This is a genomic window from Alteromonas sp. 07-89-2, from assembly GCF_013113925.1.
GTDB lineage: Bacteria > Pseudomonadota > Gammaproteobacteria > Enterobacterales > Alteromonadaceae > Alteromonas > Alteromonas macleodii.
The window spans coordinates 44,288-57,281 of sequence record NZ_VTYM01000020.1; the positions used below are offsets into that span (position 1 = coordinate 44,288).

At 43.2% G+C, this 12,994-nt stretch carries 10 protein-coding genes and 1 tRNA gene; 5 read left to right on the top strand and 6 right to left on the bottom strand.

Annotated features, from left to right (window positions below):
- Positions 1 to 38: 38 nt before the first annotated feature.
- Positions 39 to 1,442: a membrane-bound lytic murein transglycosylase MltF gene (mltF, locus tag F0261_RS13745; protein WP_171338242.1), complete on the bottom strand. Its 1,404-nt coding sequence runs from the start codon at positions 1,440 to 1,442 to the stop codon at positions 39 to 41.
- A gap of 176 nt (positions 1,443 to 1,618) precedes the next feature.
- Between mltF and purL the strand changes: the two genes are divergently transcribed.
- Positions 1,619 to 5,506: a phosphoribosylformylglycinamidine synthase gene (gene purL / locus F0261_RS13750; RefSeq protein ID WP_171338243.1), complete on the top strand. Its 3,888-nt coding sequence runs from the start codon at positions 1,619 to 1,621 to the stop codon at positions 5,504 to 5,506.
- Between the two features lie 259 nt (positions 5,507 to 5,765).
- Entirely contained in the window at positions 5,766 to 5,906 is a 141-nt protein-coding gene (locus tag F0261_RS13755; protein ID WP_162889815.1) for a hypothetical protein, read from the top strand.
- A 170-nt stretch (positions 5,907 to 6,076) separates the two neighbouring features.
- Here the strand turns inward: F0261_RS13755 and smrA are convergent, their stop codons facing one another.
- Together smrA and F0261_RS20135 are read right to left on the bottom strand one after the other, a co-directional pair.
- Positions 6,077 to 6,664 (bottom strand): DNA endonuclease SmrA, encoded by a 588-nt coding sequence (gene smrA, locus F0261_RS13760; RefSeq protein WP_171338244.1) that lies wholly within the window; start codon positions 6,662 to 6,664, stop codon positions 6,077 to 6,079.
- 161 nt (positions 6,665 to 6,825) lie between these two features.
- Positions 6,826 to 6,951 carry a hypothetical protein gene (locus F0261_RS20135; protein ID WP_301338817.1) on the bottom strand — a complete coding sequence of 42 codons (126 nt, stop codon included), beginning with the start codon at positions 6,949 to 6,951 and terminating at the stop codon, positions 6,826 to 6,828.
- A gap of 671 nt (positions 6,952 to 7,622) precedes the next feature.
- On the opposite strand from F0261_RS20135, the gene F0261_RS13765 reads away from it, so the two are divergent.
- The 3 genes from F0261_RS13765 (at position 7,623) to F0261_RS13775 (ending at position 10,352) form a co-directional block, all read left to right on the top strand.
- Complete coding sequence (locus F0261_RS13765) at positions 7,623 to 8,864, top strand: ImmA/IrrE family metallo-endopeptidase (protein ID WP_171338245.1); 1,242 nt, start codon at positions 7,623 to 7,625, stop codon at positions 8,862 to 8,864.
- Positions 8,861 to 9,982 carry a beta family protein gene (locus F0261_RS13770; RefSeq protein ID WP_171338246.1) on the top strand — a complete coding sequence of 374 codons (1,122 nt, stop codon included), beginning with the start codon at positions 8,861 to 8,863 and terminating at the stop codon, positions 9,980 to 9,982. Before F0261_RS13765 ends, F0261_RS13770 begins: the two co-directional genes overlap by 4 nt.
- A 294-nt stretch (positions 9,983 to 10,276) precedes the next feature.
- A tRNA-Arg gene (locus F0261_RS13775) sits at positions 10,277 to 10,352 on the top strand.
- Positions 10,353 to 10,746: 394 nt separating this feature from the next.
- Here the strand turns inward: F0261_RS13775 and F0261_RS13780 are convergent.
- The 3 genes from F0261_RS13780 to F0261_RS13790 all read right to left on the bottom strand — a co-directional run bounded on the left by F0261_RS13780 (position 10,747) and on the right by F0261_RS13790 (position 12,849).
- A complete protein-coding gene (locus F0261_RS13780; RefSeq protein ID WP_171338247.1) occupies positions 10,747 to 11,511 on the bottom strand; it encodes a phosphoribosyltransferase in 765 nt (254 codons plus the stop codon).
- A gap of 98 nt (positions 11,512 to 11,609) precedes the next feature.
- The gene (locus tag F0261_RS13785) at positions 11,610 to 11,882 is read right to left on the bottom strand and encodes a hypothetical protein (protein WP_171338248.1); all 273 of its coding nucleotides are present in this window, start codon (positions 11,880 to 11,882) and stop codon (positions 11,610 to 11,612) included.
- Between the two features lie 211 nt (positions 11,883 to 12,093).
- Positions 12,094 to 12,849, bottom strand: a complete 756-nt coding sequence (locus tag F0261_RS13790) for a hypothetical protein (protein ID WP_171338249.1) — start codon at positions 12,847 to 12,849, stop codon at positions 12,094 to 12,096.
- Between the last annotated feature and the right edge of the window lie 145 nt (positions 12,850 to 12,994).

Below are 12,994 nucleotides of genomic sequence, written 5' to 3' on the forward strand. Positions count from 1 at the left end.
GAAATGACAATTTTCAAGACAGTGAATAACGAGTTACTCTAAATTTTTCCTTGTTCGTCCAACCATACTAAGCTGTCATAATAACGACGAATATTTTCCACATACTGTAACGCTTCATCGCCTCTTGCATAGCCATAGCGAGTAGTACGGTAATATTTCTTTTGCCTAAGCTGTGGCAAGCGACGCTTTACATCTACCCAAAGGTCTGGATTGCCACCTTGTTGCTCGGTAAGAATGCGTGCGTCCTCCAAATGGCCCATACCAATATTATACGACGCCATAGCCATCCAGGTTCTATCTGGCTCGCTAATTCGCGCAGGTATGCGATTGAGCAAACTGGCAAAATAACGAGAGCCTCCGCGAATGCTTTGTTCAGGATCGGTTCTGTCATCTACGTTCCAGTCACTTGCCGTATCCATGGTGAGCATCATTAGACCGCGAACGCCAGTTCTTGAAATAGCGTCACTGTCCCAGTGACTTTCTTGATAACTCATGGCCGCAAGCAGTCGCCAGTCTAATTCACCTGCATACTGTTGAAATAAGGGTTTGTATTGGGCAAGTGCTGTCTCGGCGGCATAATTAAACGCACGACTGTCGACGTAATCAAACTGGCGAATATGGCCAAAGTACTTGTCTTCTAACACCGTAAACCAGCCTGACTGATGTACAGTACCAAAATATTCAATCAGCGCTGCTTTCACTGAGTCATCTTGATGTAATGGGAGCGCCCACGCCATCGGCATATCTTCATTAAGGGTTTTTGCCACGGCTAAGTTAGGATATCGCCTGCGTTGAAGGGCTAGACGGTTACTGTCTGCTACCGTATAAGCAATGTCGCCATTGGCAACTTGTTGTAACAGTTCTTCGGAGTCAGAATCTTCGGTGGTAACAAGTTGGGTTTTTATTATTGGGCTTTCACTATCACTTGCTTGGTCGGTTACCTGGCCTAATAAACTAGACAGTAAGTGAGCTTGGCTGCTACCCGCCACAGTAACAATAGGGGCATCAAGTTCTAATAAGTCTCTAGGTCTCGATGTCCCTGCTTGGAAGACGAGCTCTTGTTGAACGTGTTGATAGGCTGGACCGTAAGCAAAACGACTTTTAAGTGAAGGCGTTACCGCATCGCCTGTCGCGACAATGTCCAGATTACCTTCTTCTAACTGTTCTAACATGACTTCATAGCTGTAGAAGGGGTAAAGGTCGAGCGTCACGCCAAGGTAATCGGCAAATCCTGCCAGTAATTCATATTCAAAACCTTGTGGGCCTCCTGCGCCGTTATAAAATGTCCCTGCACCATAAACGGTTCCCACCCGAATAGATTCTCGTTCCAATAATGAAGAAAGGGCAGTGGGTACGGAAGGAACACCACAACTTATAACAGCAATAGATAATATGATTATTAATTGTAGTTTTAATCGTTTTTTATAGTCTTGTGACTGCATAGACCTTTACTTATTGTCATTAAACCATCTAAGTTTAAAAAAAAGTTCATGTAAGCGCGTTATGAGGTTACTTACTGCGCATAATTACTCTATAATCCGCGCCGAAATACTCATCAATCCAAGAGGCAACGCGTCGCATTGGTGGTCGTTGTTTCTAACAAACCAGGTAAATCAATATGTTGGTCCTTCGAGGCGCTCCTGCACTATCAGAGTTTAACCAAACTAAACTGATTGCAAAGCTGGGTCAATCCGGCGTTAGGGTTAAAAACCTATATAGCGAATATGTTCACCTAGTCGATTCCCAAGGTGACTTGTCTAAGCAGCAAATAGAGATACTCGAGAAGCTGCTCACTTACGGCCCCGCGAGGCAAGCACAAACCCCTTCTGGAACCTTCTTCCTTATTACTCCTCGCCCCGGCACTATCTCTCCCTGGTCTTCTAAAGCCACCGACATCGCTCACAACTGTAGTTTAAAAAGTATTAATCGCATAGAGCGTGGATGCGCGTTTTATATCGAAACAGACAACGCTCTGAGCGAAGATGACTTTGCGCTTGTTGCCAGCTTCTTACACGACAGAATGACAGAGTCAGTGTTTACGAATACTGAAGATGCGGCGGTTTTATTTGCTCACACCGAAGCTAATACTTTTAACAGTGTAGATGTATTAGGCGAAGGCAAAAACGCGCTAGTTAATGCAAATGTGTCGTTAGGCCTTGCTTTAGCTGATGATGAGATTGACTATCTGTTTGATAGCTTTACGAAGCTAGGCAGAAACCCGACTGACGTTGAACTTTACATGTTTGCGCAAGCAAACTCTGAACACTGTCGTCACAAAATTTTTAACGCTAGCTGGACCATTGACGGCGAGGACCAAGAGAAGTCGCTGTTTAAAATGATCAAAAACACCTACGAGTTGTTACCTGATCACGTGTATTCAGCTTACAAAGATAACGCAGCGGTAATGGAAGGATGGCAAGCAGGTCGCTTCTTCCCGAACCCGCAGTCACACCAATACGAATACCATCATGAAAATATTGATATTTTGATGAAGGTAGAAACCCATAACCACCCAACGGCAATTTCACCTTTCCCAGGTGCGGCAACAGGCTCTGGTGGTGAAATCCGTGATGAAGGTGCTACTGGTCGTGGTTCAAAACCTAAAGCGGGTTTGGTTGGTTTTACCGTATCTAACTTGCGTATTCCTGGTGCTGAACAGCCTTGGGAATTTGAATACGGCAAGCCACAGCGTATTGTAAGCGCTCTTGATATTATGCTTGAAGGCCCACTAGGTGGCGCTGCGTTTAACAACGAGTTTGGTCGTCCTGCTCTACTGGGTTATTTCCGTACCTTTGAGCAAGAAGTAAATAGCTTCAACGGTGTTGAAGTGCGCGGCTATCACAAACCTATTATGTTAGCTGGTGGTTTAGGTAACATTCGTCGCGAGCATATTGAAAAAGGCGAAATCACGGTAGGCGCTAAGCTTATTGTGCTTGGTGGCCCTGCAATGAATATTGGTCTTGGCGGCGGTGCAGCATCATCTATGGCGTCTGGCCAATCAAACGAAGACTTAGATTTTGCTTCAGTACAGCGAGACAACCCTGAAATGGAGCGTCGCTGTCAGGAAGTGATTGATGCATGTTGGCAGCTAGGGGATAACAACCCTATCCAGTTTATCCACGATGTGGGCGCAGGTGGTCTTTCAAATGCACTGCCTGAACTGGTTAATGACGGTGGTCGTGGCGGTAACTTTGAGCTTAGAAAAGTATTGTCAGATGAGCCAGGTATGACACCTCTGGAGCTATGGTGTAACGAATCCCAAGAGCGCTATGTTTTATCTGTTGCGCCTGAAAATATGCCAGTGTTCGAAGCAATTTGTGCCCGCGAACGTGCGCCGTTTGCTGTGGTTGGTGAAGCCACTGCCGAGCAGCACCTCAACCTGAACGACAGCCAGTTTGACAACAAACCAATCGATATGCCTCTTGATGTACTTTTAGGCAAGCCGCCTAAAATGCACCGCGACGTAAGCTCGACCAAGGTTAGCTCGCCAGCGCTAAACGAGGCAGGCATTACCTTAAGTGATGCAGCAAATCGCATTTTATCTTTGCCTACTGTGGCAGAGAAAACCTTCCTTATCACCATTGGCGACCGCTCAGTTACCGGCCTTGTAAGTCGTGATCAAATGGTGGGCCCATGGCAGGTGCCAGTGGCAGATGTGGCGGTTACTGCAACAGCGTTTGACACCTACCACGGTGAAGCGATGTCGATGGGTGAGCGTACGCCTGTCGCGTTACTATCGCACGGCGCGTCTGCGCGTCTTGCTGTGGGTGAAGCGTTAACCAATATTGCCGCAGCAAACATCGGCGATATTAAGCGCATTAAACTGTCTGCAAACTGGATGGCAGCAGCCGGACACCCCGGTGAAGATGCAGGTCTATATGAAGCGGTTAAAGCCGTGGGTGAGGAGCTTTGCCCAGAGCTAGGCCTAACCATTCCTGTGGGTAAAGACTCTATGTCGATGAAAACGGCATGGAATGAAAACGGTGAAGATAAAGCGGTGACTTCTCCGCTATCACTCGTTATCTCTGCCTTTGGCGCAGTAAAAGATATTCGCAAGACCCTAACGCCTCAGCTACGTACAGACAAAGGCGCAAGCCGCTTGCTGCTACTCGATTTGGGCGAAGGTAAAAATCGCTTGGGCGCGAGCTGCCTGGCACAAGTCTATACTCAGCTTGGTGATAGCCCAGCAGATGTGGTCTCTGCAACTCGCCTTAAAGCCTTCTTTGACGCAATGCAGACGTTAATTGAAAAAGGCTTGGTGTGTGCTTATCACGACCGTTCAGACGGTGGCCTGTTTACCACCGTTGCTGAAATGGCCTTTGCTGGTAAAACAGGTGTAAGCATTAACCTTGATAGCCTAGTTGGAAACGACATTGCCGTATTGTTCAATGAAGAACTAGGTGGCGTAATCCAAGTGCTTGAATGGGATATGGATGCCGTTAACGCAGTACTGACTGAATTCGGTTTAACTGAATTGACTCACGATATCGGTACGCTTAATAGCACCGACATGATTGAGTTTAGTCGCGGTGGCGTTGCTGTACTTGCAGATAGCCGCGTATCAATGCGTACAACGTGGGCACAAACCACGTTTGAAATGCAAAAGCTTCGCGATAACCCTGAGTGTGCTGAACAAGAACACGCGGCAAAGCAAGATGCTGCCGACCCAGGTTTGCATGCTGCGTTGTCTTATGATGTAAACGAAGACGTAGCAGCGCCCTATATTGCCAAAGGCGTTAAGCCAAAAGTGGCGATATTAAGAGAGCAGGGCGTAAACTCGCATCTAGAAATGGCGGCTGCATTTACCCGTGCAGGCTTTGATGCTATCGATGTGCACATGAGTGACGTGTTGGCTGGCCGCATTACCCTTGAACAGTTTGCGGGCCTTGCGGCTTGTGGCGGTTTCTCTTACGGCGATGTATTAGGTGCAGGTGAAGGTTGGGCTAAATCTATATTGTTCAACAGCATGGCTCGCGACCAGTTTGAAGGCTTCTTCAACCGTAACGATACGTTCAGCTTAGGTGTGTGTAACGGCTGTCAGATGCTATCGAACCTTAAATCACTGATTCCAGGTACTGAGCATTGGCCACATTTCGTGACCAACCAGTCGGCGCGATTTGAAGCTCGTGTTGCAATGGTCGAAGTGATGGAGTCTAAGTCTGTGCTGCTTGATGGCATGGCAGGTTCGCGTATGCCTATTGCAGTGTCGCACGGTGAAGGTCAGGCTGAATTTGCCAATGACAACGCGCTGTCACAAGTAGGCGCGCAGGTGGCGATGCGTTACGTAGACAACTACGGCAAGCCAACCATGCAATATCCGGCAAATCCGAATGGTTCACCGCAGGGGATCACAGGTCTAACTTCACTAGACGGACGCAGCACCATCATGATGCCGCACCCTGAACGTGTATTCAGAGCCGTGGCAAACTCGTGGCGTCCAGACGATTGGCAAGAAGATGGTGCGTGGATGCGTATCTTCAGAAATGCCCGTAAATTTGTTGGGTAACAAAGCACTGTTAGTTCGATAAAAACAGGGGGAAACCCCTGTTTATCTTTCGAAAAAATACTGTTTAATAAACGTTCATACCATAAATAGGTGTCAAAGCTTTGGCAAAGTGTCAAAAATCTGATTTTTGCCCTTGTCATCAGTTTGTCACTGATCTATTGTAGTGCAAGCAAGGAATGCGATTAGGTTACAGGAGTTGAGTTAGGGTTGTACCAGTGAAAGGCATGTGCCAGCTGGTTTAAATAATAAGAGACGACCGATGAATCGTTCTTCTAAAGGGTTTGGCTTAACCGGAGTGGCTGTAGCTGTAGTGCTGATGTTCGTAACTGCTGTTTTTAGCACATCTGCGAAGTCTGCCGAAGCTCCAACAACGCTAAGTGTGCAGTCTTCAGTTAAGTAGTCTGAAAGAAAAATTCTAACGCCCGTATCAAGTTGCTTGATACGGGCGTTAATCATTAGGGGACAACAAAAACGTTCAGCATATAGCGCTTCATGAGAAAAGCCTAAAAGCTACACCTGAAGACAAGCCCAAAAAAGCAAAGCTGACTCAACGAGTTCTTGCCCCTCATTTTATCCTTTCTTATTTTTTTCTCTGTTAATTAATTTCTGCTGCGGATGCTTTTTCAAAAGCACATATGTAGCACCAAAGCCTCCGTGCATCGGTTGAGCCGTATGGTAGGCAATGACTTCGTCTAGTTCTCTTAGCCAATGGTTAACATAACTTTTTTTCAAAGCGGGAAAGGGTTTGCTATTTTCACCTGTTCCATGTTTTATGAGCAGTGCGCGAACCCCGCGTTCGTGACTAGATTTAATGGTGCTATAAACCAGGTCTCGGCTTTGTTCTAAGGTTTTCCCTGAAAGTGTTATGTTGGCCTCTAGAGGGTACTTACCAAGGCGAAGTTTTTTAAAAACGCCGTCTTGAATACCGGGCTGCTGGAAGTGTATGAAATCATCAGGGGGTACCGGCTTTACACCTTCCATGCTCAGTGGATTAGCGAGTTTCTCGCGAACACTTAACTTTATAGCTGCTCTTTTTTGTTTTTCAGCGAGCGCCTTTACAGGATCGTGTAATAAAGCCTTATCATCTGAAGCGATTGGTTTTACATCTTGCATTTCTGCAAAAAACGAATCGATATCGTCGTTTTCAAATTGGCTCATATTAATCCCCGTATAAGCTACTTCTCTATCTTTTATACGCTATTTCTGCCCCGTTGGTCTATGGAGCATAACCGCTCGATATATCACCGGGCGCAACGAACAGCAGCACCGTCGATTGCAGTGTAATTATAAAGTGGGGATTAAATTCTAAAAATCATCGTTTAGTAAATGGCACCGGGTTCCGCTAAAGCTTCAATAGCATCCCACTCTTCTTCAGAAAATGGGCACTGCTCAGCTGTTTCGGCACAACTATCAGCGTTTTCGGGTGGGGGGAAATCGAAAGTCATAATGCTCTCCTGTTTTGAAGAGTATTACTTAAATTGGCTAAATTACAACCAAAGTATAATAAATTCTTCAATATTACAGGCGACGGTGTGTATAAGCATCTTTACTAAAAAGCAGAAACGTTGCGCAATTAATGGCGTCCCCAGCTGGAATCGAACCAACATCTAAGCCTTAGGAGGCGCAAGATCTATTATTCTATCGTTCTGACTGTTAAGTGTTTATTTACGTGTATAGTTGTTTTGTAGTTGTTTTAATATTCATTTTTACTATTAATTTAATTTTTAGCTTTAATTCTTGTATCTGAGACCCTACCTAATAGCTAGAACGAAAATTACACAAATTCCATATTTGGGAACTTTTTTGTTGACATGCAATTGTGTTAACTGAATAATGTTCCCAATTCGAGAACAAGTTATGCGACTAATTGGATTGAAACGGATAAATTGCCTTTTGGGCAAGACCCCTGAAACTGACATTTGGTTGTCAGCATGGATTAATGAAATGAAAACCAACACTTGGCTTGACGCACAGCGAATAATTAAGAGTTATCCATCAGCTCAGTATCTTGAACCGAGTGTATTTATTTTTGCTGTTAGCGATTCAGGTAGTTCAATTCGCTTAACCCTTTGTTTCACAAAGCGCGTCGCTGTAATTTCGGATGTGATTAATTCGTATGAATGAGCAACCTTTAAAGCTTATTAGAACAGAGGAGCAGTATGACTCCTATCTTCAAGAATGTGAGCGGTTAATTGAGAAAGCCCCTGCACCAAATTCGCCGGAGAGTGACAGAATAGACATGCTGTCTCTTCTTATCGAAAAGTATGAAGAACAAAATATCGCTATTGAGCCTGTTCATCCAATCGACGCGATAAAATTTAGAATGGACCAACAAGGTCTTAAGCAGGTAGATCTTGCTCCTTACTTTGGTACTAAGAGTCGTGTATCGGAGGTGCTTTCTGGAAAGCGTCCTCTAACAGTGCAAATGATAAAAGCATTAGCGATAGGGCTTGGAATTTCTGTTGAAACGTTAGTTGGATTGCACGTTAATGAAAACCAATCTGCAAAAACTTCTGATTCTGTGGATTGGAAACTTTTTCCATTGAGTGAAATGATTTCTAGGGGATGGATTTCTAATATTCGCAAAAAATCAAAAGGCGAAAGCAGTGTTGAGGATAGGCTGAAACAATTTATAGGGATTTTGAGTTCAGAAAATCACCGTCCAACAGCTGCATTCAAAAGAACACTACATGGCGAAGCTTATTCACCGAATAAAAAGTACAGTATATTTGCTTGGCTTTCGAAGGTAGTGCAAGAAGCAGGTAACACTCCAGTTACAACGCAGTTTAAAAGGGAGAGTTTTGGTAAGGAAACACTCAAAGAATTGGCCCACTTAAGTTGGTTTGAAGAAGGCCCAAAGCTGGCCGTACAATTTGTTGAAAGGCATGGCGTCAAAGTAGTTATTGAACCAGCTTTGAAGGGAATGAGCCTAGATGGAGCAGCATTAACAACTCCATCTGGCAATCCGGTTATTGGTCTTACATTAAGAGAAGACCGACTAGATAATTTTTGGTTTACTCTGTTGCACGAGATGGTTCACATCTGGAAACACATGGACACAGGCTCCACCTTCGTAGATGATTTAGAGCGATCCACAGAAGACAAAATCGAATCTGAGGCTAATAGAATTGCGCGTGATACGTTTATCCCTAGGGCTGCTTGGAAAAGAAGCGAAGCTTACTTAAAGCCAACGCGAGATAGTATTGAAGCCTTTGCTAAAGACTTGAAAATTCATCCTGCGATAGTCGCAGGTAGAATCAGGAGAGAAACTGGTAATTACAAAGTGTTTGCTGATTTAGTCGGTTATGGTGAGGTTAGAAAACACTTTTCTAAATTTTCTGTGGAGGAAAAGTCGTGAGTAAACCAAAGTACATACCAATATTGAATGCGAAGCAAGGTGAGTTTGATGCTCTTACGCATATAAAACCTCAGACAAATGGAGCCATTTTTCCACTCTTTGAGTTACCGGTTTTTTCAGATGAGTTGTTAAAAAGAAAGAAGTATGAAAATGAGCCGATGCCAAAGCGGTTATATTTGACTGACACTTTGGGTAAGATTTCGGCTGTACGAGGAAGTCAGCCTCTTATGATCGATATTTTCAAATGGTCGCCTGATTCAACAATCGAAAGTGGCGAGCATATACTGAACTTTTCCTATAATTATCTGGTTTCACGGGGCGCAAGAGTCACGACCGTAGTCGGATATGACAGATGGGAAGATATCGAGTACGTAAAAGCCCTTGAAGCGATTAGACTTCGATCTGATTCGTTTTGTCTTCGCCTTGAATCATACGCATTTGAGGATATGTATGACGGGGAACACTTTGAGGAAGTAGTAACTGAGATATTAGAAACTTTGCAATTAAATCCAAAAAAATGCAACGTGATTCTGGATTTAGGGGATGTCTCCAATACTTCCGTAGTTGATATTTGTGAGAAAGTAGAGATGGCGAATAGATTATTGCTGCCATTTCAGTTTGATCACATTTCAATGTCAGGTTGCTCGCTGACTTCATTTATAACCGATATGGTTCCAGAGCCGGATACAAACGAGGTGATTTTAAGAAGAGAGTATGTGGCATGGAAAAGTCTTCGGGACTCTATGGATATAGGGTTTTCCGACTATGGAGTGGTGAATCCAAACTCTGCCGAAATTAGAACTCCACACGCGAATGGTAAAATTCGTTATACGATACCAGACAACTATTTTGTTGCGCGAGGGCATTCTCGAATGCATGGTAACAAAGGTGCGCAGATGTACGACCTTTCTCAGGCTGTGATTGATTCGGGGCACTATTTACTTCCTCCATTCAGCTGGGGTGACGGCCGCATAGACGACTGCGCTAACCGAAAAATGAAGGGTAACTTGAAGGATTGGGTTGCTATCGATACTTCCCACCACTTGCAGTTTGTCACAATGAGTGTGACTGAGTTTGAAAGAGAGCTACTTGTTCGTAACGAGGAGGAACATTCGTAACTCTGCAATCTACTCTTGGGTAACTATAGATAACTCCCCCACATCACTTGTGGGGGGAAGATTACATGTTGGATAAGACTTCATTAGGGATAGAAAACTTGGTAAGCATACATGCTATGCGAAACTTATCACCTTTTAAGGGGCCGTGCGTTTTTTCGATTTCACCCCGCTAACTCCAAAAGAAGTCTTAGAGCTTGAGAGTGTCAAGCTACAGATCTCAACTCAAAGTAGAAATGATGTAGTTGAAGCTCTTAACAATGACTCACTAAGTGAATACAATAGCTTTGATTCTTGGTCCCTATAGTTTAACCGGATAAAACCGTGGCCTCCTAAGCCGCTAATCGAGGTTCGAGTCCTCGTGGGGACGCCATTGAAGTATACATTTTTTCGTAAAATAATTTCACCATGCTTAGCCATCCCAAGTGAGATGATTTATTTGAAGCTAATCAGAAAGCTAAAGAACCAATAATGCCCTAAAGTTAGCTCAAACCTGAGCTTACAGTCTTGATGATTAGGTTAATATCTCACATGACATGGAGTTACGAGCGAACAAACGACGCTCGCTGTAGCTCGTTTCTGGACAGGAATGAGTTTCGGGCTTGTTCAACACTAGGGATTCAGTGTTGGCTTTACAGCATCTTAATCCTTACTTGTTATGTATATTTTTAATACAAAAAAGCCCACGTGCAAAAGTGGGCTTTAGATAAACATAACTCTATTAAGCTTCTGCTAACTCAGAGTCGAGTTGTGCAAAATCTGAAAAACTATTCTTCAGGTCTGTCCGCAAGGATTCTATTTCGAATTTCTTCAACGCTTGGGGCTTTCTTGAGGTGTCCTGCTTCACCTTGTGTGAGTTTGTCCACACCAAAGCCAACTTCACTCTTCCACCATTCATCAAGTTCGTCTCCGTGCTTGTTTTGTATTGCTTTGAGCATCGCTTCTTTAATGTTAAGTGAAGCAGCTCCTTCGTGTCCCGTCAAGGCAACTGCCAATATAACGTGACCACCCTTATTCTCTATGTAACCTCTAAGTGAAGCTAAAGTTCCACCCATTGATAAAGTATCGTCCAAGATAACATAATTACGACCTTGCTGTACAGCCCCATCGAAGAAAGGATATTGAGACAGACGATAAAATGCACCTTTACCTGTTCTCTGTGGCTTATTCGCTTGAACGATATCATCGCACAATTCAAGCTTTAGAGTTACGGCTAAATAATAAGCTAGAGCCGCTGGAATTTTATTGGTGCCAAACTCTTCGATAGCATGAACAGGGAGTATCAAGGCATTACTTTCCTGAACAATAGCTCGTAGTTCTGCAATTTTTTCTTTAGGAACAATATCTTTAACTAGTTGCAATGCTGCGTCATTGCTGCCATTTTTCTTTGCATCCTCATACCTTTCATGCTCCTTAGCCGAACCAAGAGGACAAAAGGTGAAAACTGGTGGAAAATTAGCCCATGCAACTCTAGTCTCTTCTTTTTTTAATCGTTCCCGGTATTCTGCGAGAGATACAACTTTACTAGGCATTCAAACTTCTACTACATCAAATCTTTCGGCATTCTACTAAAAAGTACGTTTGATGCATACATTCGGGTACATAACGCTTTCTTTTTAACAAATATGCGCTAATCAATGACTTTTAGAGCTTTTCTGTTTTCGTCAATAATATTGTTTGCATAGTATTCAGCGGCAGTTGTCACCGAATCGCCAATTAAGTCAGCAACTAGTTTGATGTCACCAGTAGCAGCGTAAATTTTAGAAGCAAAGGTGTGTCTGAAATCATAGTATCGCCCCTTCAGCTCAAACTGGGTACAGACCTCTTTAAATAATGCTCTCCAGCAGCCCATCGCATATGGTTTTTGTGTAGACTTATTAAAAAAAAAGGTAGTTTTGTTCATTAGGAATAAGGTGATTACTTTGCATATATTCCCTTAATTTACAGATAAGAAAATCTGACCTCAGAGGTACTTTTCTATACTTAAGAGTTTTGACGGTACATTCCTCAAATACTATAGACTCTTTGCCTTCTTCTAATATATAACTAGATTGTTTATTCAGCCTAACTTCGCTTGGACGAGCACCAGAGTCGACAATAAGGCAAAACATCAGTTATGTTGCAAATGAATATCCACGAGAATATTTGGTTCTCTTACCAAAAGTTTCATCAAAAATTTCTTCGTACAACTTTGAGTAGGACAATTCGTGTGTGTTTATTTTTCCTTTTGACTGTTCTTTCTTAAATTTCCGCTTTTTCAAAGGAGAGGAGGGGAGTCTATTACATAAAACGAGGATATTTAACATCGCACTAAACGCATAGTAGATTTTACGTCTCGTGGATTTTGAATGGTGGGGCCAAGCTTTAATGTATTTTACATAGTCCTCATCTGACAACCGTATACATTTTTCATCTAAGCAATGGGCATAATAACGCTTTAGTTTCTCAATATTTGAATCGCTTACTGTTTTTTCGTAAGAGGTAGCATCAAACTTATACTGGTTTTCAAGATAATCCCTCATTGTGACGCTTGCGAAACCAGCAGTAACCGTTTTGGACGTGTTAATCTTAGCTCTAAATTTATCGTATTCAGGAACAACAAACTTCTCAAAACTAAGATAGTTCGTTACGTCGGCAATAAAATGAAACCCTCTATTGATAGTTGGGGTTGCAGTGTGCACTTTGTAATAAAAAACTTTCGACCGTTTACCAACTCTAAGCACTAATCCTCTATATTTCCTCGATTTGTCAGTGTAGTCAGTTACTCCGTTCTTCGAAAGTGGGATAGTACGGATGGATGCGTCATTAAAACTGCGATGTGGCATATAATTGTAGTCGATTTTATTAATTATAGTCGTTTTAATATTCATTGTTGCAAATATTTTGAGCTTTCTAGGAGGGCGGATGGTGCCTGAAAGTGTTGCTGTGACTGTGTTTAATTAGTTTGCTAATATAAAATTTTAGATGGATATGAAGCTTAGGAGGGCCTTGTTTTATCCATTAAACTATGGGGAC